The sequence below is a fragment of the Streptomyces sp. NPDC050658 genome (assembly GCF_044457025.1).
GTDB lineage: Bacteria > Actinomycetota > Actinomycetes > Streptomycetales > Streptomycetaceae > Streptomyces.
Genome location: NZ_JBITGM010000005.1, coordinates 487,914 through 505,049, shown reverse-complemented (window position 1 = coordinate 505,049; position 17,136 = coordinate 487,914). Strand labels below are relative to the sequence as shown.

General features: G+C 68.3%; 19 protein-coding genes. 10 read left to right on the top strand and 9 right to left on the bottom strand.

The genetic code is table 11. The annotated features are described in order from the left end of the window. Positions 1-2 precede the first annotated feature (2 nt). The 3 genes from ACIBKX_RS20630 to ACIBKX_RS20620 all read right to left on the bottom strand — a co-directional run bounded on the left by ACIBKX_RS20630 (position 3) and on the right by ACIBKX_RS20620 (position 3,310). Positions 3-269: an exodeoxyribonuclease VII small subunit gene (locus ACIBKX_RS20630; RefSeq protein WP_363271723.1), complete on the bottom strand. Its 267-nt coding sequence runs from the start codon at positions 267-269 to the stop codon at positions 3-5. 10 nt (positions 270-279) lie between these two features. Next, the gene (xseA, locus tag ACIBKX_RS20625; RefSeq protein ID WP_363271722.1) at positions 280-1,497 is read right to left on the bottom strand and encodes an exodeoxyribonuclease VII large subunit; all 1,218 of its coding nucleotides are present in this window, start codon (positions 1,495-1,497) and stop codon (positions 280-282) included. A 388-nt stretch (positions 1,498-1,885) separates the two neighbouring features. After that, a complete protein-coding gene (locus tag ACIBKX_RS20620) occupies positions 1,886-3,310 on the bottom strand; it encodes an APC family permease (RefSeq protein WP_363271721.1) in 1,425 nt (474 codons plus the stop codon). An 85-nt stretch (positions 3,311-3,395) separates the two neighbouring features. Between ACIBKX_RS20620 and ACIBKX_RS20615 the strand changes: the two genes are divergently transcribed. Further along, positions 3,396-4,379, top strand: coding sequence for a 4-hydroxy-3-methylbut-2-enyl diphosphate reductase (locus tag ACIBKX_RS20615; RefSeq protein ID WP_363271720.1), 984 nt, complete (start codon positions 3,396-3,398; stop codon positions 4,377-4,379). A 92-nt stretch (positions 4,380-4,471) separates the two neighbouring features. Next, positions 4,472-5,215 carry a polyphosphate--glucose phosphotransferase gene (ppgK, locus tag ACIBKX_RS20610; RefSeq protein ID WP_363271719.1) on the top strand — a complete coding sequence of 248 codons (744 nt, stop codon included), beginning with the start codon at positions 4,472-4,474 and terminating at the stop codon, positions 5,213-5,215. A gap of 13 nt (positions 5,216-5,228) precedes the next feature. Here ppgK and ACIBKX_RS20605 read toward each other — a convergent pair whose 3' ends face one another. Then, a complete protein-coding gene (locus tag ACIBKX_RS20605; protein WP_363271718.1) occupies positions 5,229-5,876 on the bottom strand; it encodes a DUF6542 domain-containing protein in 648 nt (215 codons plus the stop codon). Between the two features lie 200 nt (positions 5,877-6,076). Here ACIBKX_RS20605 and ychF point away from each other — a divergent pair, with 200 nt between their 5' ends. After that, on the top strand, positions 6,077-7,165 hold the full coding sequence (gene ychF / locus ACIBKX_RS20600) for a redox-regulated ATPase YchF (RefSeq protein WP_363271717.1): 1,089 nt from the start codon (positions 6,077-6,079) through the stop codon (positions 7,163-7,165). Positions 7,166-7,203: 38 nt separating this feature from the next. Here ychF and ACIBKX_RS20595 read toward each other — a convergent pair whose 3' ends face one another. Together ACIBKX_RS20595 and ACIBKX_RS20590 are read right to left on the bottom strand one after the other, a co-directional pair. Then, positions 7,204-8,319: a tyrosine-type recombinase/integrase gene (locus tag ACIBKX_RS20595; RefSeq protein WP_363271716.1), complete on the bottom strand. Its 1,116-nt coding sequence runs from the start codon at positions 8,317-8,319 to the stop codon at positions 7,204-7,206. Next, positions 8,288-9,049 carry a helix-turn-helix transcriptional regulator gene (locus ACIBKX_RS20590; protein ID WP_363271715.1) on the bottom strand — a complete coding sequence of 254 codons (762 nt, stop codon included), beginning with the start codon at positions 9,047-9,049 and terminating at the stop codon, positions 8,288-8,290. The genes ACIBKX_RS20595 and ACIBKX_RS20590 overlap by 32 nt, the downstream gene beginning before the upstream one ends. Positions 9,050-9,145: 96 nt before the next feature. On the opposite strand from ACIBKX_RS20590, the gene ACIBKX_RS20585 reads away from it, so the two are divergent. From ACIBKX_RS20585 to ACIBKX_RS20575, 3 genes are all read left to right on the top strand, one after another. Further along, positions 9,146-9,334 (top strand): helix-turn-helix domain-containing protein, encoded by a 189-nt coding sequence (locus ACIBKX_RS20585; protein ID WP_363271714.1) that lies wholly within the window; start codon positions 9,146-9,148, stop codon positions 9,332-9,334. Positions 9,335-9,496: 162 nt separating this feature from the next. Next, positions 9,497-10,396, top strand: coding sequence for a bifunctional DNA primase/polymerase (locus tag ACIBKX_RS20580; RefSeq protein WP_363271713.1), 900 nt, complete (start codon positions 9,497-9,499; stop codon positions 10,394-10,396). Continuing rightward, positions 10,393-11,511 carry an AAA family ATPase gene (locus ACIBKX_RS20575; RefSeq protein WP_363271712.1) on the top strand — a complete coding sequence of 373 codons (1,119 nt, stop codon included), beginning with the start codon at positions 10,393-10,395 and terminating at the stop codon, positions 11,509-11,511. Before ACIBKX_RS20580 ends, ACIBKX_RS20575 begins: the two co-directional genes overlap by 4 nt. A 189-nt stretch (positions 11,512-11,700) precedes the next feature. Here the strand turns inward: ACIBKX_RS20575 and ACIBKX_RS20570 are convergent, their stop codons facing one another. The 3 genes from ACIBKX_RS20570 to ACIBKX_RS20560 are packed head-to-tail and all read right to left on the bottom strand — an operon-like array spanning position 11,701 to position 14,207. Then, complete coding sequence (locus ACIBKX_RS20570; RefSeq protein ID WP_363271711.1) at positions 11,701-12,495, bottom strand: WbqC family protein; 795 nt, start codon at positions 12,493-12,495, stop codon at positions 11,701-11,703. Beyond that, positions 12,437-13,126: a YdcF family protein gene (locus tag ACIBKX_RS20565; RefSeq protein ID WP_363271710.1), complete on the bottom strand. Its 690-nt coding sequence runs from the start codon at positions 13,124-13,126 to the stop codon at positions 12,437-12,439. The genes ACIBKX_RS20570 and ACIBKX_RS20565 overlap by 59 nt, the downstream gene beginning before the upstream one ends. Positions 13,127-13,139: 13 nt before the next feature. After that, a complete protein-coding gene (locus ACIBKX_RS20560) occupies positions 13,140-14,207 on the bottom strand; it encodes a hypothetical protein (RefSeq protein WP_363271709.1) in 1,068 nt (355 codons plus the stop codon). A 119-nt stretch (positions 14,208-14,326) separates the two neighbouring features. Here ACIBKX_RS20560 and ACIBKX_RS20555 point away from each other — a divergent pair, with 119 nt between their 5' ends. The 4 genes from ACIBKX_RS20555 to ACIBKX_RS20540 are packed head-to-tail and all read left to right on the top strand — an operon-like array spanning position 14,327 to position 16,840. Next, complete coding sequence (locus tag ACIBKX_RS20555; protein WP_363271708.1) at positions 14,327-14,737, top strand: hypothetical protein; 411 nt, start codon at positions 14,327-14,329, stop codon at positions 14,735-14,737. Beyond that, positions 14,737-15,258 (top strand): hypothetical protein, encoded by a 522-nt coding sequence (locus ACIBKX_RS20550; protein WP_363271707.1) that lies wholly within the window; start codon positions 14,737-14,739, stop codon positions 15,256-15,258. Before ACIBKX_RS20555 ends, ACIBKX_RS20550 begins: the two co-directional genes overlap by 1 nt. Continuing rightward, a complete protein-coding gene (locus tag ACIBKX_RS20545) occupies positions 15,168-16,292 on the top strand; it encodes an adenosylhomocysteinase (RefSeq protein ID WP_363271706.1) in 1,125 nt (374 codons plus the stop codon). The genes ACIBKX_RS20550 and ACIBKX_RS20545 overlap by 91 nt, the downstream gene beginning before the upstream one ends. After that, on the top strand, positions 16,289-16,840 hold the full coding sequence (locus ACIBKX_RS20540; RefSeq protein ID WP_399375847.1) for an NUDIX hydrolase: 552 nt from the start codon (positions 16,289-16,291) through the stop codon (positions 16,838-16,840). Before ACIBKX_RS20545 ends, ACIBKX_RS20540 begins: the two co-directional genes overlap by 4 nt. Positions 16,841-17,136 lie beyond the last annotated feature (296 nt).

Genomic DNA, 17,136 nt, shown 5'->3' with positions numbered 1-17,136 from the left:
CGCTACCCCTCTGCCCCTGCCCCGTCCCCCTCATCGCCCTCATCGCCCTCGGCTCCGGCCAGGGCCGCGTCCAGGCGGGCGCGGGCGCCGTCCAGCCAGCGGCGGCAGACCTTCGAGAGCTCCTCGCCGCGTTCCCACAGGGCGAGCGACTCCTCCAGGGTCGTGCCGCCCGCCTCCAGGCGGCGTACGACCTCGATGAGCTCGTCGCGCGCCTGCTCGTAGCCGAGCGAGTCCGCGGGGCTCGTCGCTTCGTCCGTCTTGCTGGTCATGTGCCCCACCCTAATTGTCGACTTGCACGGTTCGTACGGTGAATTCGCCCTCGGCCACGCGGGCCCGCAACTCCTCGTCGGCGGCGACCTCGTCGGCGGCGCGCACCACGGCGCCGTCGGCCTTCTGCAGCACGGCGTATCCCCTCTGGAGGGTCGCGGCGGGGGAGAGGGCCACCACGCGCGCGTGGGTGTGCGTCAGCTCCGAACCGGCGCGGTCGAGCAGGTGCCCGAGGGTGCGGCGGCTGCGGTCGACGAGGGCGGAGACCTGCTCCTCGCGCTCCTCGACCATGCGGTGCGGGTTCTCCATGGAGGGGCGGGCGAGGGCGTGGGCGAGTCCGCGGTCCTCGCGCTCCAGGAAGGCGTGGATGCTGCGCCGCGCCCGGTCGCGCAGCCACCGGACGCGCTCGTGCTCCTCGCCGACGTCCGGGACGACTTTCTTGGCGGCGTCGGTGGGGGTGGAGGCGCGCAGGTCGGCGACGTAGTCGAGGAGGGGGTTGTCGGGCTCGTGCCCGATGGCAGAAACAACGGGTGTACGACATGCCGAGACGGCCCGCACGAGCTGCTCGTCCGAGAACGGCAGCAGATCCTCGACGCTGCCGCCGCCGCGGGCGACGATGATGACGTCGACGTCTCCGTGGGCGTCCAGGTCCTTCACGGCCTGGACGACCTGGGGGACGGCGTGCACGCCCTGCACGGGGACGTTGCGCACCTCGAAGCGGACGGCGGGCCAGCGGTGCCGGGCGTTCTCGAGCACGTCGCGCTCGGCGGCGGAGGCGCGGCCGGTGACGAGCCCGATGAGCTGAGGCAAAAAGGGCAGACTCTTCTTCCGCTCGGCGGCGAAGAGCCCCTCCCCGGCAAGACTCTTCTTCAACTGCTCAATACGGGCAAGGAGTTCTCCGACCCCGACGGGCTTTATCGCGGCGGCCCGAAGGGACAGCTGCCCGCGTGGCGCGTACCACTCGGGCTTGGCGTGTACGACGACACGGGCGCCCTCGGAGACGACGTCCGCGACGGCATCGAAGACCTGCCGATAACAGGTCACGCTCACGGAGATGTCGTGCGAGGGATCGCGCAGGGTCATGAACACGACGCCGGCACCGGGCCGCCGGGACAACTGAGTGATCTGCCCCTCGACCCAAACGGCCCCGAGCCGATCGATCCACCCCCCGATGAGCCGCGACACCTCACCCACGGGCAAGGGCGAATCAGCAGACGTATTGAGAGCCATGAGCCGAGCGTATAGCCCACCTCTGACACGCCCCCGAAGGTCCCGCAACGCCCCTACAAACCAACGAGCCCCTCCGAACGGGCCACAGCTCCATGCTCCACGACCCGCCCCGAGCCCCAGTGCCAATAGCCCGCCCCAACCCCGCAACCTGCTCGGCGTCCCAAGCCCTGAGGCCACTCGCCCACCCCAGCCCCGCGGGCTGCCCCCTTCCCACCCGACATCACCGGGTCAACGGGTGGGCGGGTGGGAGACATCCGCCGCGAAGCGGCGGCCCAGTAAGGAGCCGACCCGCACACACCGCGCAGCGGCGCTCAGGCAACTACCCAGGGTCACGCCCCCCCGCCGAGCCCCCGCTCACCAGGATCACGCCCCCCGCCAAGCCCCCGGCTCACAAGGGGCCCGCCCCCCGCCGACCCCCCTGCGCAACAAGCACCACAACCCCCACCCCGAACCAGATCGCCCCCACCACCTGCGCCGACCCCGCCGCCTCCACGATCACCGCAACAGTGATCGCCGCCCCCAGCACAGGAATCAACCCGTGCCGCCACCAACTCGCCGCCCCACCCCTCCGCCGCACCACGAACCACCCCACGACACTCGCGTGCAACAGCACGAACGCCGTCAGTGCCCCGATGTCGACGACCGACACCAGGTGATCCATCCCGTCGTCCCGCCGCGCCGCCCACACCGCCGCAACCATCGTCACGACGGCCGCGCACAGCAGCGCGACCCGCGGCGTACCGGAATCCGTCCGCGACAGCGCCCGCGGCAACCGCCGGTCCCGCGCCATCGCGAACAGCAGCCGCCCCGCCGCCGCCTGCCCCGCCAGCGCCGCGAACGCCGCGCCGATCGCCTTGCTGACGGCCACCAGATCGTGCAGCCAGTCACCCACCGCGGAGTCGACCGCATCGTAGAAAGCAGACCCCTGCTTGACCGGCTCCGCCGCGAGCTGCGCGGACGACACCGGCTCCAGCAGCGCCACCAGATACGTCTGGGCGATGAACAGGAAGCCCGCTACCGCCAGACAGAACAGCACCGCCCGCGCCACCTTCGCCGAGCCCCCCGTCACCTCCTCCGCGAACGAGGCGATCGCGTCGAACCCCAGATACGACAGGACCGCCACCGACACCGCCCCCACCACCGCGGACAGCGCGAACGCACCCTGGGACCCGTCCCCGGTCAGCGGTGACAGCCACCCCCGCTGCGCCCCGTCCTGCACGAGGACGACGACCGCCGACACCAGGAACACGAGAAGGACCACGATCTCCATGGCGAGGACCAGGAACCCCACCCGCGCCGCCGCCCGCACCCCCCACAGGTTCAGCGCGGTGGTCACCAGAACCGCGATCGCCGTCCACACCCACCGGGAAACGGACGGAACCAGCGCCTCCATGGCGATCCCGGAGAAGAGATAGGCGACCGCCGGGATGAGCAGATAGTCCAGCATCGCCATCCACCCGGCGATGAACCCGGCCCCGTTTCCGAGCCCCACGCGCGCGTACGCGAAAACGGAGCCCGCCTGAGGGACGACCTTCACCATCTGCGCGTAGCTGAAAGCGGTGAACGCCATGGCGATCGTCGCGATGACGTAGACGAGGGCCACGGCCCCGTGCGACTTCGCGTCGAGCGTCCCGAAGACACCCACCGGCGCCATGGGAGCGATGAACAGCAACCCGTAGACGACAAGATCACGGAAGCCGAGACTGCGCCGCAGCCCGCCCCCCTCGGCAGCGGTGCCCGCATCCTCGGCAGCGGTGCCCGCATCGACACCGGCACCGGAGCCCGCCGTACCGTCTGGTGGATTACCGGACATCGCGCCTCCGTAAGTGAACGCCCGTGCCCAGTCTCCCCAAGAAGGCGATCTTTGACGCGCTGGGCTCGGCCTTACGATGGTGGGTATGACTGCTTCGACTCCTGCCCGCCGAGTCCTGCTCGCCGCCCCCCGCGGCTACTGCGCGGGTGTGGACCGTGCCGTGATCGCCGTCGAGAAGGCCCTTGAGCAGTACGGGTCCCCGATCTATGTCCGCCACGAGATCGTGCACAACAAGTACGTGGTGCAGACCCTGGAGAAGAAGGGCGCCATCTTCGTAGAGGAGACGGCCGAGGTCCCCGAGGGCTCCATCGTCATGTTCTCCGCGCACGGCGTCGCCCCGACCGTCCATGCCGAGGCCGCCGAGCGCAAGCTCGCCACGATCGACGCGACGTGCCCCCTGGTCACGAAGGTCCACAAGGAAGCGGTCCGGTTCGCCAAGGACGACTTCGACATCCTCCTGATCGGCCACGAGGGCCACGAGGAGGTCATCGGCACCTCCGGAGAGGCCCCCGAGCACATCACGCTGGTCGACGGCCCGGACGACGTGGCGACCGTCGAGGTCCGCGACCCGGACAAGGTCGTCTGGCTCTCCCAGACCACGCTCTCCGTGGACGAGACGATGGAGACGGTCGACGCCCTGAAGACGAAGTTCCCGAACCTCCTCTCTCCGCCCAGCGACGACATCTGCTACGCCACGCAGAACCGCCAGATCGCGGTGAAGAAGCTCGCCGAGGACGCCGACCTCGTCATCGTCGTCGGCTCCAAGAACTCCTCGAACTCGATCCGCATGGTCGAGGTCGCCCTGGAGGCCGGCGTCCCCGCCTCGCACCTGGTGGACAACGCCGAGGAGATCGACGAGGCCTGGCTGGAGGGCGTCACCACGGTCGGCCTCACCTCGGGCGCCTCGGTCCCCGACGTCCTGGTGGACGGCGTCATCGAGTGGCTCGCCGAGCGGGGCTACGGAGACGTGGAGACGGTCAAGACGGCCGAGGAGTCCATCACCTTCTCGCTCCCCAAGGAGCTCCGCCGCGACCTGCGCGCGGAGGCGGCGGAGCTGTCCAAGAAGTGACCGCAGGGCTGTCCCTGAAGTGACGCACGGGCCGGACGCCGACTGTCCCCTTCGGGGAGTGACGGTCGGCGTCTGGCCGTAACGTGGGCCTCATGCAGATCTTCGGTGTGGACATCGGCGGATCAGGGATCAAGGGCGCACCCGTCGACCTGAACCGCGGGGACCTGGCCCAGGAGCGGCACAAGGTCCTGACCCCGCATCCGGCCACGCCCGACGGCGTGGCCGAGAAGGTGCGCGAGGTCGTCGAGCACTTCGGCTGGACGGGCCCGGTCGGCGCCACGTTCCCCGGCGTGATCACCGACGGCACGGCACGCACGGCCGCCAATGTCGACAAGAGCTGGATCGGTACGGACATCCAGGCGCTGGCATCGGACCGGCTCGGTGGCGTCCCGGTGACCGTCCTGAACGACGCGGACGCGGCGGGCGTCGCGGAGATGCACTTCGGCGCGGGCCGCGGCCGGACGGGCACGGTCATCCTGCTGACCTTCGGCACCGGCATCGGCAGCGCCCTGTTCACCGGTGGCCGCCTGGTCCCGAACACGGAGCTCGGCCACCTCGAACTCCACGGCCACGACGCCGAGAAAAGGGCCTCCTCCAAGGCCAAGGAGGACGAGGATCTGAGCTGGGAGCACTGGGCGCGGCGCGTCCAGAAGTATCTGGCGCATGTGGAGATGCTGTTCTCGCCGGAGCTGTTCATCATCGGCGGCGGAGTGAGCCGCAAGGCCCACAAGTTCCTGCCGCTGGTCAAGGGCATCAGGGCGGAGCTGGTCCCGGCGGAGCTGCAGAACAACGCGGGAATCGTGGGCGCGGCGATGGCAGCGGCGGGCGACGCCTGAGGACTGCTCGTCCCTATGTGGCGGGCATCTGCCGCTGAGGAGGCCGGGGAGTACGGGGAGGCCGGGGCGGGCGCGGCCCGGCGGCGGCCCGCGCCCGACGCCGCTGTGCGAGCAGCCGGACCCGCCGGACGATGACGATCACCCCGGCGGCGAGCGTCCCGCCGTACAGCCAGCCCGCGTGCAGCGCGAGCGCGGTGACGAGCCCCATGAAGTGCCCGCCGAAGCCGCCGCTGCCCCCGGAGACCGGCACGAGCCCGGCCACGAAGGCGATCGGCACGGCGACCGGCGCGGTCACGAGGTCGACGGGTCGCACCCAGAGCGCGGTGAGCGCGCTGACGGGCACGAAAAGCACCCCGTACGCGACAAGCGAGCCATTGCCGACCCCGAAGAACAACCACAGCAAACAGCCGAAAACGAACATCACGGCGGAGGAGAAGAGCCCGCTCCCGAGCCCGGTGAGCCGAGGATTCGGCATCCGCCGCACCGCACGGTAGACGGGCAGCTCGCGCAGCTTGCGCACGAAGGGCGGGGCGGGGCGGCGGGGACGGGACGCGGCGCGGTAGACCGCCGACGATTCGGCGGGCCTGCCCTGCGGGGGCAGGGGCGCGGTCCGTCGTGGCCGGGCCGGATGCTGAGGGGGACGCGTCCTGTGTTGCTCCACTTGACCAACCTAGGTCGGACCACACCGATAATCCTGCATGGGACACGCCCTTTGGCCGAGCTTGGCCAAGCGTTCGATACGAGAGCGGCACGCTGACGATGGCCGGACGCGCACGCCGTAGACTGGGGGATCGCCCCAAGGTCGCTCCGGCCCACCGGGCCGCCCACCATCCACATCCCTCACGTACGGGAAGTCGCAACGTGTCGCTCACGATCGGAATCGTCGGTCTGCCCAATGTCGGCAAGTCGACCCTGTTCAACGCCCTGACCAAGAACGACGTGCTGGCGGCCAACTACCCGTTCGCCACGATCGAGCCGAACGTCGGAGTGGTGGGCGTCCCCGACCCCCGCCTGACGAAGCTGGCCGAGGTGTTCAGCTCCCAGAAGATCCTGCCGGCGACGGTCGACTTCGTGGACATCGCGGGCATCGTGAAGGGCGCGTCGGAGGGCGAGGGCCTGGGCAACAAGTTCCTCGCGAACATCCGCGAGTCGGACGCGATCTGCCAGGTCATCCGTGCCTTCAAGGACGAGAACGTGGTCCACGTGGACGGCAAGGTCTCGCCGAAGAACGACATCGAGACGATCAACACCGAGCTGATCCTCGCGGACCTCCAGACCATCGAGAAGGTCCTTCCCCGCCTCCAGAAGGAATCGCGGATCAAGAAGGACATCGCCCCGAAGGTGAAGGCGGTGGAGGAGGCGAAGGAGATCCTGGAAAAGGGCGACACGCTCTTCTCCCAGGGCATCGTGCAGGGCACGGACCGCTCGGAGCTGCTCCACGACCTCCACCTCCTCACCACCAAGCCCTTCCTCTACGTCTTCAACGTCGACGAGGACGAGCTGACGGACGACGCCTTCAAGGCCGAGCAGAGCGCCCTGGTGGCCCCCGCCGAGGCGATCTTCCTCAACGCCAAGCTGGAGGCGGACCTCGCCGAACTGGACGACGAGGAGGCCCTGGAGCTCCTCCAGTCGGTAGGCCAGGAAGAGCCCGGCCTGGCCACCCTCGCCCACGTCGGCTTCCGCACCCTCGGCCTCCAGACCTACCTGACGGCGGGCCCGAAGGAATCCCGTGCCTGGACGATCCCCCAGGGCGCCACGGCCCCCGAGGCGGCCGGCGTGATCCACACGGACTTCCAGAAGGGCTTCATCAAGGCCGAGGTCATCTCCTTCGCGGACCTGATCGAAACGGGTTCGGTGGCCGAGGCCCGCGCGGCGGGCAAGGCCCGCATGGAGGGCAAGGAGTATGTGATGCAGGACGGGGACGTCGTGGAGTTCCGCTTCAACGTGTGATTGATCAACGGAGGGCCCGCTGACCTGCACCGGAGCGGTTAGCGGGCCTTTTCGGTCCGCACAGGGTCCGCATGATCTTGAAAGGCCTTGTCGACTGCCTGCCGAGTCCGCTCCTCGGAGTCCGGGAACAGATGGCTGTACGTGTTCAAGGTCATCGCCGCATTGGTGTGCCCGAGCCGCTCGGACACGACCTTGACGGACTCGCCGCCCGCGATGAGCAGGCTGGCGTAGGCGTGGCGCAGTGCGTGCATGCCGGTGCCGGCGGGTAGGTCGGCCACTTTCACCGAGCCGCGCCATACGTGGTCGAAGAACGAGGTACGGATGATCGGCCCGCCGCGCTCCATGCGGAACAGGTGGTCGTCTCTGTCCGCCGGGAACTTCTTCAGGTGGAGCGCGAGCGCGTCGGCGACGACCTTCGGCAGGGGCACCGTGCGGTACGACTGCTTCGTCTTCGGCGGGCAGACGTAGACGCTGCTGCCCGCGGTCTGCTGTAGCTGCTGCTCGACGCGCACGGTGCGCTTGAGGAAGTTCACGTGCCGTACGCAGAGGCCGAACAACTCCCCAGGGCGCAGGCCGGTACCGGCCCCGGTGAGGACGAGCGCCCGGTAGCGCTCGGGCACGGTGTCGGCGAGCGCGTTGACCTGCTGCACCGTGAACGGCACAACTTGTCGACGCGGCACGGGAGCTGACTTCACGCCCTCGCACGGAGTGTGCGCGATGATCCGGCCTTGTCCTGTCGCGGCGGCGCGGAACACAGCCTTCACGGTGCTGAAGACCGTACGGGCGGTACTTGGCGCGAGGCCCGTCCTGGCGGTCAGTCCCGTCACCCATGCCTGAACGTCGCTCGTGGATATGCGGCCGATGGGCCGGTCGCCGAATGCCGGGTAGGCGTAGCAACGAAGGTGCTGTTCAACGGCCTTGGCGGTGCTGACGCGGTGAGGCTGCGCCTTGCGCCACTGCTCGGCGTACGTCTTGAACGTGATCTTCCCGGCTTTCGGGTCGACGTACTGCCCGGTGATGACACTGGTCGTCACCTCATCAAGCCACCGCTGTGCATCGACCTTCTTCGTGAAGTGGCGTGCGTGCTCCTTTCCCGCGTCGTCGCGGTAGCGCGCCCGCCACTTACCGTTTGGGCGTTTCTGGATGTTCGCCATTCGGGTCCCCCTCCTGCGGCGCAGGTCGTTCGGCGTGGTCGCGCACGAGCGCGACCAACTTCTCGGCGTACAGGGCTTGGTAGTCCTCGGAGTCGCGCACCATGCGCAGGTAAGTGCGGCGCGCCTTGGCGTCAGTTGTCAGGTTCGGCATGCGGCCGACAGGCCATGGGCCGAATTGCTCGAGGTCGACCCGCGACCACGATTCGCTATCGGCCTGCTCGATCACTTCTGCGGGCAGGCCGGCGGCGCGCAGCAGCTCAGTTCCGCAGTCGCTCCCCATCGTGGAGCGCACTGCGGCTCGGGCCCCGTCCCTGAGCGATACCTCGTTCTGCGTCTCTCGGTACTCGATGAGCAGTTCAAGCGCAGTGATGCGCTCTTGCGTCATTTGGATACGGTCTTGCTGCGTCTTGACCTTCGACTCGAGGTTCCGCAAGTCGACTTGGAGTTCGGGTAGGTCGGACTTCGTCTGTGCCAACCACTGCTGCATCTCCGGCAGGTCGCCGCTCAGCATGTCCTGCAACTTGCTGCCGAAGATCCGGGTGATGGCCGCGGCCTCCTGCAAGGAGACTGGTCGACGACCCTTTTCAAGCCTGGTGATCGTGGTCGGGTCGTACTTCTTGCCCATGATTCGGCCGAGTTGCTCGGCCAGTTCGTCTTGGTTCCATCCTCGGCTCGTGCGTAGGTCACGGACCCGAGCGCCGAAGATTGCTCCCACATCTTGCTCCTGCATGAGATGCAGTTTGATTGCTGCTTGCCATGCAGGTCAAGTCCTGGTTAGCGTTTGCTGCGTGAGGTTCAGCTTAAGTCCTGCGGGAGGGGCAGTTTCGTGCAGCGTTACTACACGACAGACGAAGTCGCCGAGAGGTATCGGACTACCTCGGCGACCTGCCGTTACTGGCGACACATCGGGTATGGCCCGAAGGGGGTCAAGGTCGGCCGCCGAGTGCTCTACACCGAGGTCGAACTCGAGAGGTTCGACGTCTGGCTCAAGGAGCAAGACGAGACGGCAGCGTAGGTCGAGCCGCGCCCCGGGGATAGCGATTCCGGCGCTGCCCGGGGCTGCGGCTCCCGAAGTTTCCCAGTAGATCAAGCACTGACCTTGGACGGCGGCGCCGGGTTGCAGCCCTTATGGCGTCGCCCCCTCATTGGGAGGAACTCCTTTGGACCCCAGTACAGCATGCCCCCGCAGGAGGGGGCGACCAGTCGCACGGAACGGGTCGAGCAGGTGCTCGCCCTCGCCGCGCGCGGCTGGCACGTATTTCCTCTGCGCCCAGACGACAAGCGCCCGGCCGTGAAGGAGTGGGAGCAGCGCGCCACCCTCGATCCGGACCGCATCGCGCGGGCCTGGACGGATGGGCCGTACGGCGTGGGCATCGCCTGCGGACCTTCCGGCCTGGTTGTCGTCGATCTCGACACGGTGAAAGGCGACGAGGCGCCGCCGGCGCCGTGGGATCTGCTCGGTGTCATCGACGGTTCGGACGTGTTCGCCGAGCTGTACGCGCGCCAGGGCGACCGCTTTCCGTTCGGTACGACGCCGATGGTGCGCACGCGCTCAGGTGGGTTGCACGTCTACTACGCCGCTTCTGCGCAGGTGGTTCGCAACTCCGCTTCCAAGGTGGGCTGGAAGATCGACGTACGGGCCAACGGCGGGTATGTCGTGGCTCCGCCTTCGACTGTCGAAGGGCGCCCGTACACGTGGACCACACCGCTCGACGCGCAGCTCGAGTCCGTGCCGGGGTGGTTGTTGCCGTTGCTGCTCGGTACGCCTGCGCAGTGGCGCGGTACTGCGCACGACGTCACGGTGCGCGAGGCGCATGCCCCGTCAGTGCGGCCAGTCGACAGCCTCGCCGGTCTCGTGCACTTCGTCCTCAAAGCCCAGCCAGGGGAGCGCAACAGCCGCTTGTACTGGGCTGCTTGCCGCGCCCTCGAGTTGGTGCGCGGCGGGGGAATAGACCAGGCGGGGGCGGTCGCATCGCTCATCGACGCGGGCACGTATGTCGGACTCTCGCCGACTGAGGCAGACGCCACGGTGCGCAGTGCCGACCGTGCCCCGGCGCGTGCGGTGGTAAGCGTATGACGTCAGACCAGCGTGCGGCGGCTGCGCAGATCCTCGCCGCCAACGGCATCACTGGTGAGGAGGCTGCGCAGCAACCGGAACGACGACTGCGCATCACGCCCCTGTCCAAGATCCGGCTGCGCGGCACGTATTGGCTGTGGGACAACCGGATTCCGATCGGCGGTCTGACGCTGTGGGCGGGGCGAGAGGGAATCGGCAAGTCCACGTCGGCGGCGTGGTTGGCTGCACGGGTTACCCGCGGCGAACTGCCCGGCGTACACCTCGGGAATCCGCGGTCGGTCTTCTACGCGGCGTCCGAAGACTCTTGGGAGCGCACCGTAGCGCCCCGTCTCGTCGCCGCCGGGGCGGACCTTGAGCGGACGTTCCGAATCGATGTGGTCGAGGAGGAACGCCCCGGTGTTGCCGCCCCGCTCACCCTGCCCGCGGACACCAGCACCCTCGGGAAGGAGATGCTCGCTCATGACGTCGGGCTGTTGGTCGTCGACCCGCTCGTGTCGGCGCTGAACGGGGCGATCGACACCCATCGCGACCGTGAGGTGCGTTCGGCTCTTGAGCCGCTCGGGCAGATCGCCGACCAGGCGGGCGCGGCGGTTCTCGGTCTGGTGCACTTCGGGAAGGGGAGCAGCACTGACCCCCTGTCGCTGATTCTCGGCTCGAGGGCGTTCGCAGCCACGGCACGAGCCGTGATCGCCATGGCGCGCGATCCGCAGGCTGAGGACGGGGCGGTGATCCTGTCGCAGGAAAAGAACAACCTCGGGCGGCTTGACCTGCCCTCGCTGACCTACGTCGTGCAGGACACGCCTGTCGAGACGGAGGACGGCCGTATCTCGGTGGGACGCGTCGAGTTCACGGGGGAGTCCTCGCAGAGTGTCGGGGATGTCCTTGCCGACTCGGGGACGGCCCCAGAGGAACGGAGCGAACGCGCTGAGGCTGTCGCCTGGTTGCGGGACTTCCTGACGCGTAGCGGCGGTGAGGCATCAGCCGAGGACGTCTTCAAGGCCGGGGCGCAAGCGGGGTTTGAGAAGCACACGCTGCGCCGCTGTAAGCCCAAAGCCCAAGTCAAGTCGGAGAAAGCGGGATTCGACGGCGGTTGGGTCTGGCGTATGGACCCGTAGGCGGTCGAGAAGGTGACACCAAGGTGACGAAGACGACAGGGCACAGAGAGCTGTCGTCTTCTCATCTTCGCTGTCATCTTGGGCACTGGAATGTCCGTCCGCGACCGGTCGCGTCCTTACGCGCGCGGGCGCGCGCGAGTACAGCCCGCCACTGACATCAACCGGGTGCATCGACCGTCGATACCGTCCCTACGCGCGTGCAAGGTTCGCAGTCACGGCGCGTAGCTCATCGGCGAGACTGTGTGTGCCTGCTGCGGCGAGCGCACGAAGGACACTGACCTTGTGAGCGGACTGCCATATGCCCTCCGAGGTGGGGGCGCGGAAGGGTGCCACGGTGACGCCTTGGGCCGCGAACGGCTCGGCCTCGAGGTACCGCAGTCCGCCCGTGCCACACAGGTAGCGACTGCGGCCCGTGGCTGCGGCGAGGTCGGCGAGGCGCTGAGACCGCTCCTTGCGGGCCGGTAGGTCGTTGCTGCGCAGTACCTCGCCGCGCCAGCCGAGCGCGGCGAGGAGAGCCAGGGCAGAGACTTCGGCGATGTCGGCAGTGCGGTCCGTGGTCTCGAAGCGGTCGAGGACCGGCTCGAGGACCTCCTGTACCGCCTGCCAGTGTTGGCCGCGCCCGTAGTGCTGCCGCACGAGTTGTTCGACTCTGCGCCGACACCGTTCCGGTTCGGCGAGCTGAGCCTCGAGGATCAACGTCGGTCGTCCGCGGGGAAGGTGCGTCGCGACTGTCAGCCACTGCCGGTCGCTTGGGTCCGTCAGGCTCGCCAGTCGGGCGCGGTGCTGGTAGTCCCGTCGCGCGAACTGAACATCGTCGAGGACGATCCACCGGTCTGCTGCGTACAGCTTGGCCAGGGTGGACAGCCTCGGGAACAGGTTCGGCTGGTGGATCGCGCACACCGCGCCCGGTGAGGTCAGCGGTGCTTCACGCGTTGATGAGTCGGCTGTCGAACCCAGAGCGTAGGAGGCGCTCGTAGGCGTCATGAACTTCCCCCGGTACTTCCTGCTCGATGGCGAACCCGAGCTTCGGGTACTCGATCACCCTTTGCAGGTCGCCGACGAGCATGTCTACGACGAGCTTCTCGTCGCCGATGGACTTGATGTAGTCGTCGAGCTCAAGCGGTTCGGAAGCGCAGACGACTTCGATCTCAGGCCACAGCTTGCGGCAGGTGGCGTAGGAACGGCGCTCCATGTACGGCTTGGAGATCAGGAGCAGTGAGTCGACCTCGACCCCGGCCGCGCGCAGCACCTCGCGCGAGAGCGTGATGTTCTGCCCGGTGTTGCCCGCCTCGGTCTCGATGAGGATCGCGTCGTCGGGCACACCCAGGTCGAGCGCGTGCTCGCGGTAGTGCACCGCCTCGCCGCGCGGGAAGCGGGCCGCGGTGGTCGGACTGTTGCCGCCGCTGAACACGACCACGGGGAACAGTCCGGCCCGGTACAGGTCGGCTGTGGTCGTTGCGACGCCGAGATCGTGGCTGCCGAGGCCGATCGCCGCCGAGCAGGGGCGCGGTTCGTGGTGCATCTGGTGGTACTGCCAGATCAGGTGGGCGTCGTTCCACTGCGCGTCGTTGATCGTGCGCTTTTCGCGGTCCGGCACGGGTGCTCCCTGGTTCATCGCTACTGGCCACTTACCTCGACAGGGCGGCCGGCGGGCCGTCGTACGGCCGCCGGATGCGCTCGATGCTGCGGAGTTGGTGACTCAGGCCGTACTGCGTGGCCACCTGCGCCGCTTGGTCGAGGACGGACAGCCCATCATTCCGGGTTGCCGAGTCGGACAGAAGGATGTGCCCATGTGCGGTGTCCAGTCGAACGCGCTGCATCGGCGAGTCGACGGTGCCGCTCCGTCGTGCGATGTCGATGTAGTGCAAGGCGCGGGTGAGGTCGCCGGTGCCACGGTGTGCCAGGGCGAGCTTCTGGTGCGCTACCGACCAGTCGTCGGGCTCGCCGAGGTCTTCGAATTCCAGGGTGGCCGCTGTCATGACGCGGGTCGCGTATTCGTTGTTGCCCTCCTTGCTCAGCGCTGTACCGACCCAAAGGCGGGCGCGTGCCCGGTCGCGCTGGCTCAACCGCTCGTCGTCGGCGAGTTGCTCGTACTGGCGGGCGGACGCCTCGAGTCGACCGGACATCTCGTTGACCACAGCGAGCGACAACTCGATCTGTGCCGTACGGCGCGGGATGTCAAGTTCAGCGAAGAGGCTGTGCGCGCGGGAGTACGAATGACGGGCGGAGAGTGGCCCGAGGATCGCCCCTTGATCGCGTTGTAGATCTCCGAGCAGCACGAGAGACCGGCCGTAGAGGTACCGGCCCTTGTCGTCGAGGCCGCGCGGGTCATGCGGGCCGAGCCACCGGTTCAACAGGCTTGAAGCGAACGTGAAGTTCTGACGGCTCAGGCACACGATCGTGCGGTCGATGTCCTCCGTCCACGTCTCGTAGTCCGAGCGGGCCCGGGAGTCCCGGGTGGTCCCAGAGAGCAGAGTCTCGAAGCGGGTGTGCACGGCCGGGGTGGCGCGTGCGAGCGCGGTGTCGAGGATCGCCTGAGTGTCCGGACGGGGCTGTGTGTCCTCGCCGAGCTTCTCCCACTTGGCCACCGTGCGCAGCGCGACACCCAGATGATCTGCGAACGCGCGGGTGCTCATCCGGAGAGCGGAGCGCAGGGCTCTCGCTTCTCGGCCGGTCCACTGTTGCACGCTGACCACGGGCTGCCTCCCTCTGTGACGTATCGAAGCACGCTGAGTGAGGGCGAGAGGGCGGAAGTGCAACGCAAGTGCAACAGGCGGTCATTTCAAGGCCGTTGGCCTGACACGACTCTCGAGCCATGGAACCCATCACGGAGCAGCTTCAGGTCAACGGCCCCTATGTCTACGGCTATTTGCGTCACACAGGGAGCGGCACGGCCCGACACACGGCCCTCGCGGAGTCGCTCGTCGAGTACTGCCGACAGCACGAACTGACACTGTGCGGCCTCTTCACCGAGCGTGAGGCGACCGCCGACGTTTCCTCGCCGGCCTTTGTCGGGCTGCTTGATGTTCTCGCCCTGCCGGACTCCTACGGGGTGGTACTTCCCGCGCGCAGTCACCTCGGACCGAAGCGCCTCGCTGCTGAGCGCGAACGCCAGATAGCGGTGTTGAGCACACGCCTGATCGTTGTCCGGTCCGCTAAGCCGAGGCGCAGCCGCAAGCTTCCCGTCGAGGTGGGCCCGATCGTGCGGCAGCGAGGCGGTGCGTGATGTCCGTGCGTGAGGCTCTGCGCGGCGCCCCGCTCGTCGACAACATCCCCGGCCTGCATCTGCTCGCGCTCGGTGAAGCCTGGGACGTCGTTCGAGTGCCTGCCGAGGCCGGATTCCTGGCCCTCGCGCGGCTCAGAGCAGCCGAGGAGCGACTCGGCCCCGTGCTGTACGACCAGCCGAGTCAGCGGCTCTACTACGCCATCCCGACCGGCAGCCGTGACACCTGGTGCGACCTGCCCGTGCGGGTCCTGTCCTCGGGCTCATGGCTTGTCGCCCCGAACCCCTACCGCTCCGACGAGTGGTTCGGCGGATGGTGCGAACTGCCCGACGACGACACCCTCACGGACCCTGCTGCGCTGCGCCATGCCCTTGAGGAGCAGCACGCCGAGACCGCCGAGCGTCCGACCGCCGAACCGAAGGAGTCACCCTCATGGAAACCTCCGAACGAGCCCGCCTCGATGCCTACTTCGGACGCATCGCCTCACGCTTCGTGCCTGCCGAGCGCCCTGCCGCGTTCCTGATCACGCACCTGTTGCCCGAGCGCCCGGCGTTCGTGCGCGGGGTGGCGGGCGTAACGGAGCTGCGCGCGGTATTGCCCAAGCCGAAGTCTGTGCACGCCGAGGCGCTGCGCCAGGTCGAGTGCGACGGGTACGCGTGCGACAAGCTGTCGCGTGAGCTGTTCGCCGACCCCGAGCGCGCCGTGCGGTACCTCGAAGCTCGCGCCGCCGGCCGCGCGGTCGTCCTGCTCGATGTGGGCGGGTACTTCGCCCTGTCACTCGAGGCGCTGTGCGATCGCTTCTCAGGCCAGATCCTCGGCGTGGTCGAGGACACCGAGAACGGCCACCGCCGTTACGCCGAGCTCGACAAGCTGCCCTGTCCGGTCGTCTCGGTGGCCCGCTCACCGCTCAAAGATCCCGAGGATTTTCTCGTCGGGCAGTCGGTCGTGTTCTCGACCGAGGCCCTCATGCGTAGTCGCGGCGACATCCTGCACGGTCGTACCGCGCTCGTGATCGGCTTCGGCAAGCTCGGCTCGAGCATCGCCCGCCTGCTGCACGCCAAGGGCGTCAGGGTCACCGTGTACGACATCGACCCGGTACGCCGTACACAAGCCCTTTCGCAGGGCTTCACGGTGGCTCGGGCGCTCGCCGGCGGCCTCGAGGGCGCCGGACTCGTGCTCTGCGCCACTGGGGCGCTCTCGTTGCGTGGCGAGGACTTCGGCCGACTGCGCAACGGGGCGTACGTCGCCACAGTGACGAGCAGCGAGGACGAGCTCGAACTCGCGAGCCTGCCGGACGTGTACGAGCGCGCCACGACCGGCGAGAACGTGACCCGGTACCTGACGACCGGCCACTACTTCTACTTGCTCAACGGCGGGAACGCCGTCAACTTCCTGCACGGCGCCAGCGTGGGCCCGTTCATCTTCCTGGTTCAGGCCGAGATACTCGCCGCCTGTGCCGCGCTCGCCCGCGGCGGCCTCGAACCTGGCATGCACGAACTCGACGCGACCGACCGCGCCGCCATCGCGGCGACCTGGCTCGACTACTTCAACAGGTGATCCCCATAGCCATCACGGCAGACCACATCCGAGAGACCCTCGACGCCTACCTCGAGGCGTACCCCGACGACAAGCCGAGCCTTGCCCCCGTCCTCGAGCTGCTCGACGCCGAGGCGGACCTCACCACCCGCAAGGAGTTCCGCGGCCATGCCACCGCCGGGGCGATCCTCGCCGACCCCGCCGGCCGCGTGCTGCACATCCGCCACCGCGCCCTTGAACGCTGGCTCCTGCCCGGCGGACACCTTGAGCCCGACGACGCCCGGCTCCTCGACGCCGCACAGCGGGAGTTGACCGAGGAGACCGGCATTCCCGCCTCGGCCGTCGTCCCCGCCGGAATGCTGCCCGTGCACATCGACGTACACCCGATCCCCGCCAACGACGCCAAGGGCGAGCCCGCGCACCGGCACTTCGACTTCCGGTATCTCTTCCGGACTGCTGCCGAGGTGGGCGAGCTGCAACTCGAGGAGGTCACCGCCGCGGCTTGGCGTGACGCGGATGACATCGCGGACGGCGTGCTGCGCCATCGAGTCAAGGGCGCGCTTCGCTGATCGTATTGCCGTGCAAGATTTCGCCGGTCCCGCGGACCGATGCGACGCCAGACGCGCATCAGGTGCGGCAGGCGCCATGAGGCAGAGCCTCTGATCGCTATGGCCTGGCCAACCAGCTCATGTCTTGATCGACGCAGCGATATGCTTCTGTTCGACTCGACACTGCGTCGAGGGGGCAGACGGCGATACACAGGCCGACATAGGTTACTGCGGCGTGGGTCAGTCCAAATGCGTGGGGAGACACGGTAAGGGGCCGTCCTGGTGGTGCGTGTGAAGTCAGGTCGTGACGAGGGCAG

Coding starts and splice junctions, on each gene's coding strand:
- ppgK (WP_363271719.1), top strand. CDS start 4,472: ATGCAGATCTTCGGTGTGGACATCGGCGGATCAGGGATCAAGGGCGCA.
- ACIBKX_RS20570 (WP_363271711.1), bottom strand. CDS start 12,495: ATGACGCCTACGAGCGCCTCCTACGCTCTGGGTTCGACAGCCGACTCA.
- ACIBKX_RS20555 (WP_363271708.1), top strand. CDS start 14,327: ATGGAACCCATCACGGAGCAGCTTCAGGTCAACGGCCCCTATGTCTAC.
- ACIBKX_RS20550 (WP_363271707.1), top strand. CDS start 14,737: ATGTCCGTGCGTGAGGCTCTGCGCGGCGCCCCGCTCGTCGACAACATC.
- ACIBKX_RS20620 (WP_363271721.1), bottom strand. CDS start 3,310: ATGTCCGGTAATCCACCAGACGGTACGGCGGGCTCCGGTGCCGGTGTC.
- ACIBKX_RS20580 (WP_363271713.1), top strand. CDS start 9,497: ATGCCCCCGCAGGAGGGGGCGACCAGTCGCACGGAACGGGTCGAGCAG.
- ACIBKX_RS20575 (WP_363271712.1), top strand. CDS start 10,393: ATGACGTCAGACCAGCGTGCGGCGGCTGCGCAGATCCTCGCCGCCAAC.
- ACIBKX_RS20590 (WP_363271715.1), bottom strand. CDS start 9,049: ATGCAGGAGCAAGATGTGGGAGCAATCTTCGGCGCTCGGGTCCGTGAC.
- ACIBKX_RS20595 (WP_363271716.1), bottom strand. CDS start 8,319: ATGGCGAACATCCAGAAACGCCCAAACGGTAAGTGGCGGGCGCGCTAC.
- ACIBKX_RS20630 (WP_363271723.1), bottom strand. CDS start 269: ATGACCAGCAAGACGGACGAAGCGACGAGCCCCGCGGACTCGCTCGGC.
- ACIBKX_RS20545 (WP_363271706.1), top strand. CDS start 15,168: ATGGAAACCTCCGAACGAGCCCGCCTCGATGCCTACTTCGGACGCATC.
- ACIBKX_RS20615 (WP_363271720.1), top strand. CDS start 3,396: ATGACTGCTTCGACTCCTGCCCGCCGAGTCCTGCTCGCCGCCCCCCGC.
- xseA (WP_363271722.1), bottom strand. CDS start 1,497: ATGGCTCTCAATACGTCTGCTGATTCGCCCTTGCCCGTGGGTGAGGTG.
- ACIBKX_RS20565 (WP_363271710.1), bottom strand. CDS start 13,126: ATGAACCAGGGAGCACCCGTGCCGGACCGCGAAAAGCGCACGATCAAC.